Source organism: Neobacillus niacini (assembly GCF_036961885.1).
Classification (GTDB): domain Bacteria; phylum Bacillota; class Bacilli; order Bacillales; family Cytobacillaceae; genus Neobacillus; species Neobacillus niacini_H.
In genome coordinates this window covers 1-16523 of the sequence record NZ_JBALNQ010000022.1, presented here as the reverse complement: position 1 = coordinate 16523, position 16523 = coordinate 1, and the positions used below count along the sequence as shown (strand labels likewise).

The following is a 16523-nucleotide window of genomic DNA, read 5'->3' as shown; positions in this document are numbered from 1 at the left end:
CCTTCATTATCCATCTTTTATATCTTTAAAAATGTAACATGACACCTAATTATTGTCAACCACGCATAAGAGCGGTTTCAAATAATTGTCATGAAATAGTGTCTACAAACTAAATTCCCTAATTTCTAAATAGCGTTCTAGTTTTCTTTTTACACGCTGCAGGGCGTTATCAATAGATTTAACATGACGATTTAGCTCTTCTGAAATCTCTTGGTAAGATTGACCATCAAGGTACAGTGCTAAAACCTTGCGTTCTAAATCGCTTAATAATTCAGTCATTTTCAGTTCTATGTGATCAAATTCTTCTTGATTAATAATTAATTCTTCTGGATCGAGTACCTTTGCACCGGAAAGGACATCCATTAAGGTACGGTCCGATTCTTCATCATAAATAGGCTTGTCCAATGATACATAGGAATTTAACGGAATATGTTTTTGCCTTGTTGCTGTTTTAATGGCCGTGATTATTTGCCGGGTGATACATAATTCAGCGAATGCCTTGAATGATGTAAGCTTGTCCTCACGAAAGTCTCGAATTGCCTTATAAAGGCCAATCATTCCCTCTTGAACAATATCTTCCTTATCTGCTCCGATTAAGAAGTAGGATCTTGCTTTTGCACGTACAAAATTACGATACTTGTGAATTAAGTAGTCCAACGCCTCAGTATTACCTTGGTGCACTTGATCAACAATTTCCTCGTCATCCAATGAAAAAAAAAGTTCGTTGCCTTTTTCCCCGAAGTCTGTACCCAATTAAGATCCCCTCCACCGAACAAGCATAGATAGTATTATTATACGGTCGAAAACTTTTGAACGTCAACGCTTACTTTTTACCTCTGCGCCATTTTTCGAAAATTTCTGCCACTTCGTTACTAATCGGTATCTTGGAGAATGGTCTTTTCTCTTGTATTTTCTTAACCTTTTTTTCTATCCCTTTTTCTATAGAGGACATCTCTATAAGCAGTTCCCGAGCGGATTTCCTTAGCGCACCTTGTCCAAAAATGGCCCATTGCTCAGTAAAATCAGAAGTAGCCACATGGATTTGTGTTCTTCTGTTATTTAGGGAAATGGCCATCTTTTCAATCCGCTCATCTGCTGTTTCATTTTCTTTTGTAAAAATGACATCAACCTTGTGATTTTTATACTTTTTCTCTATTCCTTGAACATAGTAGGCATCAAATACTACAATTACACGATAGCCAGAGTAAGCCTGATATTCGGCCATTCTTTCAACCAAGCGGTCACGGGCTGCGGGTAAATCATGATCCTTTAGTTCCCTTAATTCTGGCCATGCACCAATGATGTTATATCCATCGACAAGCAAAATGTCCATTTCTATTCCTCAAGAGGATGCCGCCTGCGGTATACCTCGTACATTAGTATCGCTGCTGCAACAGACGCATTTAATGATGTAACCTTTCCAGCCATCGGAAGATTGATCAGAAAATCACATTTATCTCTGACTAGCCGCCCCATGCCTTTTCCTTCACTGCCAATCACAAGGCCAAGTGGCATCGTCCCATCAAATTGCCGATAATCCTGTTTACCACTAGCATCGGTACCTGCAATCCAAATACCTCGTTCTTTTAATTCGTCTATTGTTCTTGCCATATTGGTAACTCGTACTACAGGAATATGCTCAATTGCACCTGTTGACGCTTTCGCCACAGTAGCTGTTAATCCAACTGCTCTTCTTTTAGGAATAATAATTCCATGCGCCCCCACCGCATCTGCTGTTCGCATGATAGATCCAAGGTTATGTGGATCCTCAATTTCATCCAATAACAAAAAGAATGGAGTTTCGTTTTTCTTTTCTGCCGCTGCAAATAAATCATCAATTTCCGCATATTGATACGCAGCCACATATGCAAGAACACCTTGATGATTTTCATCAGATAGTTGATCAATTTTTTTCTTTGGGACAAATTGGACGATAACATTTGCTTCTTTGGCTAATTGAATTAACGGCTGCATTTGACCTCGCTGTGAGGATTCTGCGATCAGTATTTTATTGATATCTCTTTCTGACCTAAGTGCCTCCATTACTGGATTTTTTCCAATGATGTAATCCTTGTTCTCATTCATTCGCTTGTTCCTCCTTTCTTTTCTTCAACAAATTCAAAGGACTTTACAATTAGTTCTTCTAATCGTTCTGTTGCCTCGGTTAAATATAAAAATCCTATTAAGGCTTCAAAAGCTGTGCTGTAATGATATGTTTGGACATCCGTGTTTTTAGGGACTGTCCCTGATTTTGCATTGCGTCCGCGCATCACTACCGCAAACTCTTCCTCCGTAAGGAGTTTTTCATCCATCATTCGAAAAAGCACTTGGCTTTGCGCTTTTGCCGAAACATATGTTGTTCCTTTACGGTGAAGATGATTGGGTCTTACTTTCCCGCTTTGCAGAAGGTGACGTCTGACATAGGTTTCATACACAGCATCACCCATATATGCAAGAGCAAGACTATTCAATTGATTGGCATTTACTTTTTCTTGATAATCAAGCATGAATTAGCCTCTTTTCCATCTTGTACCCTGCGGAGTATCTTCTAAAATAATATTCATTTCCTTTAATTGATCTCTAATTTGGTCTGATAGCTGGAAATTACGTTCTTTACGGGCTTGGATTCTTTTTTCAATTAAGGCATCAATTTCATCATCCAGCATTTCCGAAGCCGTTTCAAGTGTCAGCCCTAGGACCTTAAATAACTCATCAAATTGATGGGTGAATGTATCAATCACTTCTACTGCTGTGTTTTTTTCTAATAGATAATAATTTGCCAGCTTCGAAAGATCAAATAGAACAGAAATGGCTTTTGCTGTGTTGAAATCATCATCCATTGCTTTTATAAACTCAACCTCTAGTGCTTCTATTTTCTTTAACCATTCTTGATTATTATTGGTTAACTCTGTGCTAGACTCCTTACGATGCTTTAAATTTTGGTAAGAAGTTGTTAATCGTTCAAAAGCCGCCTTTGTACTTTCCAATAACTCATCACTATAGTTGATCGGATTGCGGTAATGTACGGATAGCATGAAAAACCGCAGCACTTGTGGATTATGTCTTTTGATAATGTCATGCACTAACACAAAGTTCCCAAGCGATTTTGACATTTTTTCATTGTCAATATTAATATATCCGTTGTGCATCCAATAGCGGGCAAAAGTTTTTCCAGAAAGCGCCTCAGATTGGGCAATTTCATTTTCATGATGAGGGAACGTTAAATCTTGACCACCTGCATGAATATCAATCGTTTCACCTAAATATTTTTTTGCCATTGCTGAGCACTCAATATGCCAGCCAGGGCGCCCAATTCCCCAAGGACTTTCCCAATAAATTTCCCCTTCTTTTGCTGCCTTCCATAGTGCAAAGTCTAAATCATCCTGTTTCTTCTCACCAACCTCAATTCTCGCACCAATTTGCAGGTCATCTATTGATTGATGAGAAAGCTTACCATATTCATCGAAATTTCTAGTCCGGAAATAGACATCACCTTCTGATTCATAAGCAAAGCCTTTTTTAATAAGCTGATCAATAAAATCAATAATAGTATCCATGTTTTCCATTACACGTGGATGAATATCCGCCTTTTTGCAGCCTAATGCTGTTACGTCTTCAAAATAAGCTTGAATAAAACGATTGGCAATCGTTGGGACATCTTCCCCAAGCTGGTTAGCGGCACGGATTAATTTATCATCTACATCTGTAAAGTTGGATACATAGTGGACATCGTATCCCCGGTACTCTAGATAGCGGCGAACGGTATCAAAAACAATCGGCGGGCGGGCATTGCCGATGTGAATAAAATTATAGACAGTAGGACCACAAACATACATTTTTACTTTGCCTTCTTCAAGCGGAACAAATTCTTCTTTTTTACGGGTTAGTGTATTATACAGCTGAATGGTCATTCATCTTATTCCTTTCTCTCTTCAATTCGATTAACTCTTCTTTCAACTCATTTATTTCAAATTGTAAATCTTTAATACGATCTGCTATCGGATCAGGAAGATTACAATGGTCTAGGTCCTTGCCAATTCGTTTACCGTCTTGGATAACTACCCTGCCTGGAACACCTACAACGGTTGAATTAGGCGGTACTTCCTTCAAAACAACGGAGCCTGCGCCAATTTTCGAATTTTCCCAAATGGTTATTGAGCCAAGTACCTTTGCACCAGTAGCAATTAATACATTATCTTTTATAGTGGGATGACGCTTCCCTTTCTCTTTACCTGTTCCTCCCAGTGTTACACCTTGAAAAATCGTTACGTTATCGCCAATTTCACAAGTTTCTCCAATGACTACTCCCATTCCATGGTCAATAAATAATCTCCTGCCTATTTTGGCACCAGGGTGGATTTCAATACCTGTGAAAAAGCGACTAATTTGAGAAATCACGCGAGCAAGAAAGTAAAACTTCCGTTTGAAAAATGCATGGGCAACTCGGTGCCCCCAAATCGCATGTAAACCAGAATACGTTAGAATCACTTCTAGGTAGCTTCTTGCTGCAGGATCTTGTTCAAAGACAACCGCAATATCCTCCTTCAACATTTTGAACATTTTCTCATTTCCCCCTTAAGTAAATGTAGCCAAGCGTCATATTTGATAATGATCCCCTTGTTTTTTTCAAATAAAAAACGCCTCTGTCATAACGACAGAGACGCAATTGCGCGGTTCCACTCTGATTAGACCTTAAGCTTATCTTTGATAAAGCCTATCCTGGTCTCACTCTACCTGTTAACGGAAAGGTTCCGCCCAAATCTACTCAGATTTTCATCTTTTCAAAATGGGACTCAGAGGTGCATTTTCAAACATGAGAGGCTTTGACCACTTTCAGCCGGTGATGGTCATCTCTTTAAAGCATCATATTCTACTTTTCCTCATCTACACTTTTTCATATAGAAAGTTTATTTCCTTTACTATATTACATTTTCAGCTTAATGTTAACCAATTAATTTTTCAATTCTCTTTAAAACTTTTTCTTTTCCTAAAAGTTCAATGGCTTGAGGTAAATCAGGACCGTGTGTTTGGCCAGAAACGGCTGCACGGATGGGCATAAACAGATTTTTTCCTTTTTGGCCTGTTGATTTTTGCACGGCCTTCATTGCTGCCTTTATTTCATCAGCTTTAAAGTGTTCTAGTTTCTCAAGCTCTTCAGAAAATGCTTTTAATACTTCCGGTACTGTCTCGCCAGCTAACACTTCCTTGGTATCCTCTTCGTAGTCTGCTTCATCTTTAAAGAACATATCCGATAGCTCAACGATTTCCGCACCAAAGCTCATTTTTTCTTGTAAAAGGGAAACTAAGGATTTTGTCCACTCTAGTTCCTCATCCGTTACGTTTTCACCAATTCTGCCAGCTTTAACTAGATGTGGCAAGGATAATTCCAATAGCCTATCGACCTCTATTTTTTTCATATATTGATTGTTCATCCAAGTAAGCTTGTTCGTATCAAACAAAGCAGGCGACTTCGATAAGCGGTTTGCATCGAAAATCTCAATAATCTCCTCTTTCGAGTAAAGCTCTTCTTCTCCTGCCGGTGACCAGCCTAATAGTGTTATAAAGTTAAATAAAGCTTCAGGCAAATATCCTAATTCTTCGTATTGCTCGATGAATTGGATGATTGATTCATCACGCTTACTTAACTTCTTTCTGCTTTCGTTCACAATCAATGTCATATGGCCAAATATCGGCGGCTCCCAGCCTAATGCTTCGTATACCATTAGTTGCTTAGGAGTATTAGAAATATGGTCATCGCCGCGAAGCACATGAGAGATTTTCATTAAGTAATCATCAATGGTTACCGCAAAATTATACGTTGGGGTCCCATCCTTTTTGATGATTACCCAATCGCCCATTCCTTCAGACTCAAAAGAAACCATTCCTTTTACCATATCATCAAATGTATAGGTCTTTCCTTCAGGTACAACGATTCGAATACTTGGCTCACGGCCTTCGCTTTCTAATTTTGCACGTTCTTCAGCTGTAAGATGGCGGCATTTTCCTGAATAATGAGGAGTTTCTCCTCTTTCCATTTGCTCTTCCCGCTCGGCTTCAATTTCTGCTTCTGTACAAAAACATTTATAGGCATGGCCATTGTCGAGTAATTGATTATAGTAGGTTTGGTAAATATCATTTCTTTCTGATTGCCGGTACGGACCATATTCGCCGCCGACATCCACGCTTTCGTCCCAATCCATTCCTAGCCATTTCAGGTATTTTAATTGACTTTCTTCACCGCCAGCAATATTTCGCTTTTTATCTGTATCTTCAATACGGATTATAAATTTCCCTTGCTTACTCCGTGCAAACAAATAATTAAATAATGCTGTACGGGCATTTCCAATATGTAAATGTCCAGTTGGACTTGGAGCATACCTTACACGAACTTCCTTTGACATATTTTTCAGTGCCTCCTGTAATAACCCATTTTCTTCATCCTGATTTATTTTACCATTGAGTATTTCAGCAATAAAGATAATTAAATCTTTTTTAGTAAAACTGCAACTTGTGAGGCAATCCCTTCACCACGACCCGTAAAACCTAACTTTTCTGTTGTTGTTGCCTTCACGTTGATTTGTTCTGGATCAGCTTCTAGTAACTCTGCAATTCGTTCTTTCATTTGCTGGATGTAAGGTGCCATTTTTGGCTTCTGTGCAATAATGGTACAATCGGCATTAACCAACTCATATCCTTTATCTTTCACCAGCTGCCATACATGTGACATTAGCTTTGCCGAATCCGCATCTTTAAACTCTGGATCTGTATCTGGAAAGTGCCTGCCAATATCCCCTTCCCCAATAGCACCAAGACAAGCATCTGAGACCGTATGTAATAAAACATCCGCATCTGAGTGACCTAGCAGCCCTTTTTCATATGGGATGGTTATGCCGCCGATAATGAGAGGACGGCCCTCCGTTAGTTGGTGTACATCAAAGCCCTGACCAATTCGAAACATTTTTAAAAACTCCCTTGTCTTTTCTTTATTATCGCTTCGGCAAAAAATAAATCCTCTTGGGTAGTAAGCTTGATATTATCATAATCCCCCTCAATGATGGTGACTGGATGAGAGGTTCGCTCGACCAAACTCGAATCATCGGTACCAACAAAGCAATCCTTTTCTGCCTGTTCATACGCCTTATATAATACAGAAAAACGAAAAGCTTGTGGGGTCTGGACAGCCCACAAGCTAGATCTTTCGACAGTTGCCAATACCGATTGATCATGTACTGTTTTCATGGTATCTTTGGCTGGCACTCCAATGATGGCCGCACCTGTTTCCTGTGCTGTATCTAGTAATCGGTGAATATGTTCCTTGAGAATAAAAGGACGAGCTGCATCATGAACCAGAATAATCCCGTCAGTTTTCACTGTTTTCAATGCATTATAGATGCTATCTTGACGTTCTTTCCCACCTGGAACTAAATCCAGCACCTTCTTCACCTTATGCTTTTTTAATAATAATTTAATTTCCCCTTCATCCTGTGGGCTAATCGCTAAAATAATACCCTCACATAATTCATCTTCATCAAAAACCTTGAGGGAGTGGATGAAAATAGGAATGTTATTTAATTCTAACAGGAGCTTATTTTTCCCTGCTCTCATCCTCTTCCCTTGACCTGCTGCTGGGATAATGACTTGATAAGCCATGTTAAAACTCCAATCTATACGTTCTGTCTTGTCTAGCTACAGCGCCTAGGGGCTCGGGGTCATAAGCCAATCCGTCAAGAAGGTTAAAGAACAACCTTCCCGCCGGCTCGTCTTATGCCTGTCGCCCCTGGGCAAGGCGCTTCCGCTTTTCGAGCTAAAGGGCTTTTTCCAATAATTTTGGTTTTGCAAAAATCATTCTTCCTGCTGAAGTTTGAAGAACACTCGTAACTAGAACTTCAATTCTTTTTCCGATGTATTCTCTACCTTCCTCGACAACAATCATCGTTCCATCATCAAGATAAGCAACACCTTGGTGATATTCCTTACCATCCTTGATTACCTGCACGGCTAATTCTTCCCCAGGCAAAACAACTGGTTTAACAGCATTGGCTAAATCATTAATATTCAATACAGAAACGTTCTGTAATTCACATACCTTATTAAGATTAAAATCATTCGTAACAAGCATACCGTTCGTAATCTTGGCTAGTTTCACCAGCTTGCTGTCTACTTCTTGAATTTCATCAAAATCGCCTTCATATATTTCTACTTTAATCGCAAGTTCTTTTTGAATTCGATTTAATATATCCAAGCCCCGCCTGCCTCTATTTCGCTTAAGGACATCCGATGAATCCGCAATATGTTGTAATTCCTCAAGCACAAACCGGGGAATAACAATCGTTCCCTCTAAAAATCCTGTTTGGCAAATATCTGCTACACGACCATCAATAATTACACTCGTATCTAGGATTTTAAGCGATTGACCTTCAGCCTTCTCGGCATCTTCATCGCCAGACTTTTTCTTACCTTTGCTGCCAAAGAGATTTAAAAGCTCATCCCTTTTCTTAAATCCGACCTGAAAGCCTAAGTAACCAAATAATAAAGTCAGTAAAAGAGGAGCGACCGCATTTAGTATAGGTTCTTGAATTGCATTTAGAGCAAATCCGATTAAAAAGGCTACTAACAAGCCAAAGATTAAACCTAAACTGCCGAAAATCACATCTGTTACCGGGATTTTCACCAGTGAATCTTCTGCCCATTTAATAAACTCAAGTACATAATCAACTGCCCAAAAAGTTATAAGATAAAAAATAATTGCACCTAGAATAGCCGCAGCATACGAGTTACTGATTATTGGAATGTCGTCAAAATTAATTAATTTTAGCAATAGTGGGATCAATAATATTCCCAGCGTCCCGCCGGTAATGAGAAAACATGCTTGCACAATACGTTTTAACATTCCTTCACCTCCTCTATTTCATTATAAACATATTCCCAAAAATGAAACCTTTGTTTATTGATTATTTTTATAAAATGGCAAATTTAATTGATCCAGTTTTTGTGTCAATTTTCCACTTCAAGGGTAGCATTGGTAAAAATCTCTGTCAAACAAATGGAAATTTGTGTTTCCAAGATCTATAATTGCCTCTCTGTATATAAGCGATCTTTTATTAGTTTTAAGCCTTCTTTAATTTTTTTTGCACGAATTTCTCCTATCCCCTCAACATCATCGAGATTTTCAACAGTAGCGGAGACAATCTTTGAAAACTCACCAAAACTGCTAATAATATTTTCAATAATAACCATAGGAAGGCGAGGGATTTTGTTAAGAATCCGATAGCCACGCGGATGTTTATTTTCATCAAGTGGAATATATCCTTGATAGCCCATTAGTTTCAGTATAGCTAGATCTTCTAATGCTCCGTTACTGGTTAATACCTGCATTCGCTTGAGAACATCCTTCTCCTTAATATTCCGATCAATAGCATAATCTTTAATAATAAGGGACGTCTCCACTTCTAAATCAGTTAGGATTTCATTCATTTGCAGCCGAATAAGCCTGCCTTCCGTACCAAGTTCGTTTAGGTAAGCGATAAGTTCATTTTTTATTTTAAGCACCATTTCAAATCGGTGAAGAACAAGTAAGAAATCGTTATATGTAACAGATTCTTCAAATTCTAAAATACTCAAATTAGCAATACTTCGCTCAAGGACTGATTTATATTTTTCCAACATTTGAATTGCTTGATTTGCCTTTGTAAAAATCACCGAAATATCTTTTAGGGCATACCGAAAGTTTCCTTGATATAAGGTGATGACATTTCTCCTTTGAGAAATAGCGATAACAAGTGCCTTTGTCTGCCTAGCCACTCTTTCAGCAGTCCGGTGCCTCATACCTGTTTCTGACACAGAAATATCCGAATCCGGCACTAGTTGGGCATTAGCAATAATAATGGTATTACCTAATTCATTTAGAATAATAGCACCGTCCATTTTTGCTAGCTCATAAAGATAACTCGGTGAAAATGGACAATTAATTTGAAATCCTCCATCTACGATACTTTTAACCTTATCATTGTATCCGACAACGATTAACCCACCAGTATTAGCCCTTAGTACATTATCGATTCCTTCACGTATCGGTGTACCTGGGGCAATAAACTGTAATACTTCACTTACGGTTTGTTCACCCAGTTTTTTATTTTCCATGAACTACACTCCCAACGCTGCTTTTAACGCTTCAGCTACAGTTGACACACCGACTAACTCTACACCTTTGGGGCTTTGCCAGCCTCCTAAATTATTGGCAGGTAGGATGACCCGTTCAAAACCTAATTTTGCCGCTTCCTGAACGCGCTGTTCAATCCTCGAGACCCTTCTTACCTCTCCTGTTAACCCAACCTCGCCGATGATACAATCTGTTGCTCTCGTAGGCTTATCTCGAAAGCTTGAGGCAATACTTACTGCAATGGCTAAATCAATGGCTGGTTCATCTAATTTTACGCCACCTGCCACTTTAAGATACGCATCTTGATTCTGAAGCAGCATTCCCATTCTTTTTTCTAATACTGCCATTAACAATGGTACACGATTATGGTCAATCCCTGTTGCCATTCTCCTTGGATTTCCAAAACTTGTTGGCGATATTAACGCTTGGATTTCCACTAGTACGGGTCTGGTCCCTTCCATTGAGGCTACCACTGTTGATCCGGCTGCACCTTGTGACCTCTCTTCTAGGAAGATTTCAGATGGATTCGCAACTTCTTCAAGTCCTAATTCTTTCATTTCAAAAATTCCCATTTCATTGGTTGATCCAAAACGGTTCTTCACGGCGCGTAGTATTCGATACGTATGGTGTCTTTCCCCTTCAAAGTATAGAACGGTGTCTACCATATGCTCGAGTAGCCTTGGTCCGGCAATTGAACCTTCTTTTGTGACATGACCTACAATAAAAATAGCAATTCCATTCGTTTTCCCTATCCTCATTAACTCTGAAGTACATTCACGAACCTGCGAGACACTCCCAGGGGCAGATGTTATATCCGGATGGAATACCGTTTGAATAGAATCAATAATAACAAAGCTTGGTTTTGTACTTTCTATATTTCTATTTATTTCTTCTAAATTTGTTTCAGCATAAACGAGGAGATTTTCAGATTTTACCCCAAGTCTTTCAGCACGAAGCTTTGTCTGTCTCAGCGATTCCTCACCGGATATGTATAAAACCTGATTTCCCTTATTTGCAAGCTGCGATGATACCTGTAAGAGGAGTGTCGATTTTCCGATACCCGGATCACCGCCAATTAATACGAGCGATCCCTTTACCACTCCACCGCCTAAAACACGGTTGAGTTCATGTAGATCGGTAAGTATCCTCGGTTCAGATAGTGACTCAATGGCTGTAATAGGTGTTGGTTTGGCTAATACTGCCCCGCCGCCATTGGAATGAGAGAAGGCTCCTCTTCTATTCCCTCCAGTTACCTCCACTTCCTCCACCATTTTGTTCCATTCTCCGCAGCCAGGACATTTTCCCAGCCATTTAGGAGACTCATATCCACAGTCTTGACACATGAACTTTGTTTTTCGTTTAGCCATATCTATCTACCCCTGACTCTAAATACAAAAAGGAGTACACGGTCGAACTACTATCGTGTACCCCTTTTAGTTGTTCTTAAACATCAATAATTGGTTTATTTAGTTAGTGTCGTTTTTTCTGCTGTTCTAACTACGAACTCACCATTATCTACATCAATTATAACATGCTGGCCTGTTAAAACTGTACCTCTTAACAGTTCTTCAGAGAGACGGTCTTCAATATGCTTTTGTATTGCCCTGCGTAATGGACGGGCACCATACTCTGGATCGTAGCCTTCTATAGAGATTTTTCCCTTCGCTGCTTCCGTTAATTCTAAAGAAATATGCTGCTCTTTTAGGCGTTTCACTAATTGGTCAGATAGAAGGGTAACAATTTCATCTAGATGCTTTCTCTCTAAAGCATGGAAGACAATTATTTCATCAATACGGTTTAAGAATTCTGGACGGAAGACTTTTTTCAATTCTTCCATTACCTTGCCCTTCATATCCTTATAGTTCTGTTCGCCATCTTGAATATTAAAACCAACATATTTGTTACGTTTTAATGCTTCCGCTCCGACGTTGGAAGTCATGATTAGAACAGTATTACGGAAATCAACTGTTCTGCCTTTAGAGTCGGTTAACCGGCCATCCTCAAGGACTTGCAATAGAATATTAAATACATCTGGATGTGCCTTTTCAATTTCATCAAGCAGAATAACTGAATATGGTTTTCTTCTTACCTTTTCCGTTAATTGACCGCCTTCTTCGTATCCTACATATCCTGGAGGTGATCCAACCAAACGGGAAGTAGAATGCTTCTCCATGTATTCGGACATATCAATACGAATCATAGCATCCTCATCACCAAACATTGCTTCAGCAAGGGCACGTGCCAATTCGGTTTTCCCTACCCCAGTAGGTCCAAGGAATACAAAAGAGCCAATTGGGCGTTTTGGATCCTTTAAGCCAGCTCTCGCACGACGTACCGCTTTGGAAACAGCCTTAACCGCTTCCTCCTGACCAATCACTCGAGAATGCAGGATTTCCTCTAAATTAAGCAATTTAGCCGTCTCTGTTTGTGCAAGTTTTGAGACTGGTATACCCGTCCAGCTTGATACAACACTTGCAATATCTTCAACAGTAACTTCGCTGTTTTCTTTTCCTTGTTTTTCTTTCCATGTTTTCTTCGTTTCTTCAAGCTGTTCACGAAGTCGTTGTTCCGTATCTCTTAGTGAGGCTGCTTTTTCGAATTCTTGACTCTGAACAGCAGAATCCTTCTCTTTTCGGACTTCATCAAGCTTAACTTCTAATTCTTTTAAATTTGGCGGTGTTGTATAAGAGCGTAAGCGAACCTTCGAACCTGCTTCATCTATTAAGTCGATCGCTTTATCTGGCAGGAATCGGTCAGATATATAACGATCAGATAGCTTAACCGCAGCTTCAATCGCCTCATCAGTAATCGATACACGGTGGTGGGCTTCATAACGATCTCGAAGGCCCTCTAATATACGGACAGACTCATCAGCTGTTGGCTCTTCAACGCGAATTGGCTGGAAGCGTCGTTCTAAGGCTGCATCTTTTTCGATATATTTACGGTATTCGTCAAGCGTGGTTGCACCGATACATTGAAGCTCTCCACGGGCAAGGGATGGTTTTAAAATATTTGAAGCATCAATAGCCCCTTCTGCTCCCCCAGCTCCTATTAATGTGTGTAATTCATCGATAAAGAGAATGATATTACCCGCTTGGCGAATTTCATCCATTACTTTTTTCAAGCGATCTTCAAATTCTCCACGATATTTAGTGCCGGCTACTACAGTTCCCATATCAAGAGTCATAACCCGCTTATCACGAAGAATTTCTGGAACTTCATTATTTACAATTTGTTGAGCAAGTCCTTCTGCGATTGCCGTTTTACCAACACCTGGTTCACCTATTAATACAGGGTTGTTTTTTGTACGGCGGCTCAATACTTCAATTACCCGCTGGATTTCCTTGCTTCTTCCAATAACAGGGTCCAAACTTCCTTCTCTAGCAATTGCTGTAAGGTCTCTAGCAAGACTGTCAAGGGTAGGGGTATTCGCACTTACAGACGCTCCTCCCTGATGACCGCCTGATTCATTACTGCCTAATAACTGCAGTACTTGCTGCCGTGCCTTATTTAAACTAACTCCAAGGTTATTAAGAACTCTTGCAGCTACACCTTCTCCTTCACGGATTAACCCGAGGAGAATATGCTCAGTTCCCACATATGAATGTCCTAATTTCCGGGCCTCATCCATCGATAATTCGATTACCTTTTTCGCTCTTGGTGTATAGTGAATTGTTTGGGATGCCTCTTGGCCTTTGCCGATTAATGATTCAACTTCCTTTTGAATTTTTTCAGATCCGAGTCCAAGACCATAAAGAGCCTTGGCAGCAATGCCTTCTCCCTCGCGGACTAAACCTAATAAAATATGCTCTGTTCCTATATTATTGTGTCCAAGTCTAATTGCTTCCTCTTGTGCTAAAGCTAAAACCTTTTGGGCTCTTTCAGTAAAACGGCCGAACATCATATTCCATTCCTCCTCACTATTTTTCTTGCTCCATTTTTAGTCGTTCTCGAATTAATGCTGCTCGTCTTATATCTCTTTCATCCGGTCGTAAATGCCCTCCAGCATATTGCTGCAGAAAACCGGGCTGTGTTAAAATCATTAATTCATTTAATATATTTTTAGGCAAATGATCAATAAAACCCATATCAATTCCTAGGCGAACATCAGACAGGCATTTAGCAGCCTCTTTTGTTTCAATAATTCTGCAATTGGATAACACGCCATAAGATCGGAAAACTCTATCTTCTAATTGTATGTTTGAAGTTTTGCGTAATGCTTCTCGAGCAGACCTTTCTTGTGAAATTAACTGACTAACTACACCTTTAAGGTCTCGGCAAATATCTTCCTCGGATTTTCCTAATGTAATTTGATTGGAGATCTGAAAAATATTTCCGAGCGCTTCACTCCCCTCACCGTAGATTCCTCTGACAACCAATCCAAGCTGATTTATGGCAGGAATGATACGACTAATTTGTTGGGTTAACATAAGCCCTGGCAAATGCATCATGACCGAGGCCCGGAGACCGGTACCTACATTTGTAGGGCAGCTTGTTAAATAGCCATGTTTCTCATCAAAGCCAAAGTGGATAAAACTCTCAAGCCAATCATCCGCTTCGTTGGCTGCTTCTAAAGCTTCTGCTAATTGAAGCCCTGGAAATAAGCACTGAATCCGAATGTGGTCCTCTTCATTTATCATAATACTTACTTCTTCATTTTCGGTTAATAGAACTGCACCATATGGTGAATCCTCTGCTAAATTTGGACTAATCAAATGCTTTTCTACTAAAACCCTTTTTTGAAGCGGCTGTAATTCATCAATTTTCAGTAATTCCATTTGCCCAAACTTAGTGAAATTGGAATCACGGAGTATCTCTTCCATTTTTAAAATAATCGATTGTGCTTCTTCATGTGAAAATAATGTTGGAAATTTAATGTCCTCAAAGTTTCGGGCTAAACGGATTCGGGAACTTAAGACAATATCTGAATCAGGGCCCTCCTCGCTCATCCACGAGCTGACTGCTTGATTTATAAAGCGTTCAAGCGACACGTTATTCCCCTCCCTTATGGCTGCCTGGTAAGTCTTTTTCGAGTGTGCGTATTTCATCTCGTATCATAGCAGCTTTTTCAAATTCCTCTTGTTGTATTAAATCCTTAAGGTCATTCTTAAGGCTTTCAATTTGTTTTTTAAGGTGAATCCCGCCGCCAATTCGCTTGGGAATTTTGCCGCTATGGGACCAATTACCGCTGTGAAGTCTTCTTAAAACTGGCGGAAGCTGTTCCTTAAATGTTTCATAGCAATGAGCACATCCAAAACGCCCTACTTTAATAAATTGTGGAAAGGTCATTGAACACCCATTGCATTGAAGGATTTCTTCTTGATGAAATGTATTTTGATTTTGTTTCTGTACAGAAGGATCGATATTTAATAGACCTGCTAAAAGGTTATTAAATGTAAAACCCGAACCCCCATTGATCATAAACATCTCACCCTTTTCTTGGGCGCATTTTTCACATAGATTTACCTCGGTTTTTTCACCGTTAATAATTTTTGTAAAATGCAGTGCTGCAGGCCTTTGATTACATTCCTGGCAAATCATTTTTAACTTCACCTCTCAAGCTGGTATATATTATTTATATTTTAATGATGTTAACATTGCAGTCAACATTCTTGCTCTTAACTCATCTCGGAATGGAAGATCAATATAAAGGACAGAACGATCAATGACACTTAACATAATTTTGGCTTCTCGTTTTGTGATTATCTCCTCATGGACTAGTCGATAAATAACATCTTCAGCAGTGGTTTGTGCGATTCGATTATCAATGAGAGATAATAAGTGATCAATTAGATCAACGAAATCATGTGACTGAACCTTTATGATTCGAATATATCCGCCTCCCCCGCGTTTACTTTCTACGACATACCCGCGCTCGATGGTAAATCGCGTATTTATAACATAATTGATTTGTGATGGAACACAATGAAATTTATCAGCAATTTCACTCCGTTTTATTTCAACATGCTCCTGTTCACTCATTTCTAACACTTGCTTTAAATACTTTTCGATTATATCGGAGATGTTTCTCATCTTCCCACCCCCTTTGACTTTGACTATATTTGACTTTAATTATACTGAAAATTTTATGTAGTTGCAAACAACTGCTACTAATGATTTTTTCCAATTATTGCGTGTGTGAAACATGTTTAATTTGTTTTTAGGAAATTAGTTGGGGGTTTTGGGGTTTTGATTCCCTTTGTTCTAGAAAGATTAGGGTAGAGGGAATCAAAAGGGGGTTTTGGTTCCCTCTATCGTAAAAAAATCAAACTCATGGGAACCAAAATTTTTTTCTAGCCCTTCTGGACAATGCAAAAAAGCACAACCCTTATCAGGTTGTGCTTCGTTTTGCCTGGCAACGTCC

At 39.4% G+C, this 16523-nt stretch carries 16 protein-coding genes and 1 other annotated feature; all 16 genes read right to left on the bottom strand.

Annotated features, from left to right (window positions below; all coding sequences use genetic code 11):
* Window positions 1-102: 102 nt before the first annotated feature.
* On the bottom strand, window positions 103-753 hold the full coding sequence (gene sigH, locus V7124_RS10355; protein ID WP_335415874.1) for an RNA polymerase sporulation sigma factor SigH: 651 nt from the start codon (window positions 751-753) through the stop codon (window positions 103-105).
* Between the two features lie 70 nt (window positions 754-823).
* Window positions 824-1333: an NYN domain-containing protein gene (locus V7124_RS10350; protein WP_335415871.1), complete on the bottom strand. Its 510-nt coding sequence runs from the start codon at window positions 1331-1333 to the stop codon at window positions 824-826.
* A gap of 2 nt (window positions 1334-1335) precedes the next feature.
* Window positions 1336-2085: a 23S rRNA (guanosine(2251)-2'-O)-methyltransferase RlmB gene (rlmB, locus tag V7124_RS10345; protein WP_335415868.1), complete on the bottom strand. Its 750-nt coding sequence runs from the start codon at window positions 2083-2085 to the stop codon at window positions 1336-1338.
* A complete protein-coding gene (locus tag V7124_RS10340; RefSeq protein WP_335488773.1) occupies window positions 2082-2507 on the bottom strand; it encodes a Mini-ribonuclease 3 in 426 nt (141 codons plus the stop codon). The genes rlmB and V7124_RS10340 overlap by 4 nt, the downstream gene beginning before the upstream one ends.
* Before the next feature lie 3 nt (window positions 2508-2510).
* Window positions 2511-3911: a cysteine--tRNA ligase gene (gene cysS, locus V7124_RS10335; protein WP_335488770.1), complete on the bottom strand. Its 1401-nt coding sequence runs from the start codon at window positions 3909-3911 to the stop codon at window positions 2511-2513.
* On the bottom strand, window positions 3892-4560 hold the full coding sequence (cysE, locus tag V7124_RS10330) for a serine O-acetyltransferase (protein ID WP_335488767.1): 669 nt from the start codon (window positions 4558-4560) through the stop codon (window positions 3892-3894). The genes cysS and cysE overlap by 20 nt, the downstream gene beginning before the upstream one ends.
* 93 nt (window positions 4561-4653) lie before the next feature.
* Window positions 4654-4896, bottom strand: a binding site (T-box leader).
* A gap of 47 nt (window positions 4897-4943) precedes the next feature.
* The gene (gene gltX, locus V7124_RS10325) at window positions 4944-6401 is read right to left on the bottom strand and encodes a glutamate--tRNA ligase (RefSeq protein WP_335415857.1); all 1458 of its coding nucleotides are present in this window, start codon (window positions 6399-6401) and stop codon (window positions 4944-4946) included.
* Window positions 6402-6481: 80 nt separating this feature from the next.
* Window positions 6482-6958, bottom strand: a complete 477-nt coding sequence (gene ispF / locus V7124_RS10320; RefSeq protein WP_335415853.1) for a 2-C-methyl-D-erythritol 2,4-cyclodiphosphate synthase — start codon at window positions 6956-6958, stop codon at window positions 6482-6484.
* Window positions 6959-6960: 2 nt separating this feature from the next.
* Window positions 6961-7650, bottom strand: coding sequence for a 2-C-methyl-D-erythritol 4-phosphate cytidylyltransferase (ispD, locus tag V7124_RS10315; protein ID WP_335415850.1), 690 nt, complete (start codon window positions 7648-7650; stop codon window positions 6961-6963).
* Window positions 7651-7804: 154 nt separating this feature from the next.
* Window positions 7805-8890 (bottom strand): PIN/TRAM domain-containing protein, encoded by a 1086-nt coding sequence (locus tag V7124_RS10310; protein ID WP_335415846.1) that lies wholly within the window; start codon window positions 8888-8890, stop codon window positions 7805-7807.
* Between the two features lie 176 nt (window positions 8891-9066).
* Complete coding sequence (disA, locus tag V7124_RS10305) at window positions 9067-10140, bottom strand: DNA integrity scanning diadenylate cyclase DisA (protein ID WP_335415841.1); 1074 nt, start codon at window positions 10138-10140, stop codon at window positions 9067-9069.
* A 3-nt stretch (window positions 10141-10143) separates the two neighbouring features.
* Window positions 10144-11526 (bottom strand): DNA repair protein RadA, encoded by a 1383-nt coding sequence (radA, locus tag V7124_RS10300; protein ID WP_335415837.1) that lies wholly within the window; start codon window positions 11524-11526, stop codon window positions 10144-10146.
* A 95-nt stretch (window positions 11527-11621) separates the two neighbouring features.
* Complete coding sequence (gene clpC, locus V7124_RS10295; RefSeq protein ID WP_335415835.1) at window positions 11622-14063, bottom strand: ATP-dependent protease ATP-binding subunit ClpC; 2442 nt, start codon at window positions 14061-14063, stop codon at window positions 11622-11624.
* Between the two features lie 16 nt (window positions 14064-14079).
* Window positions 14080-15150, bottom strand: a complete 1071-nt coding sequence (locus tag V7124_RS10290) for a protein arginine kinase (protein ID WP_335415832.1) — start codon at window positions 15148-15150, stop codon at window positions 14080-14082.
* Between the two features lies 1 nt (window position 15151).
* Window positions 15152-15700 carry a UvrB/UvrC motif-containing protein gene (locus V7124_RS10285; protein ID WP_335415828.1) on the bottom strand — a complete coding sequence of 183 codons (549 nt, stop codon included), beginning with the start codon at window positions 15698-15700 and terminating at the stop codon, window positions 15152-15154.
* 30 nt (window positions 15701-15730) lie between these two features.
* On the bottom strand, window positions 15731-16192 hold the full coding sequence (locus tag V7124_RS10280) for a CtsR family transcriptional regulator (protein WP_335415825.1): 462 nt from the start codon (window positions 16190-16192) through the stop codon (window positions 15731-15733).
* Between the last annotated feature and the right edge of the window lie 331 nt (window positions 16193-16523).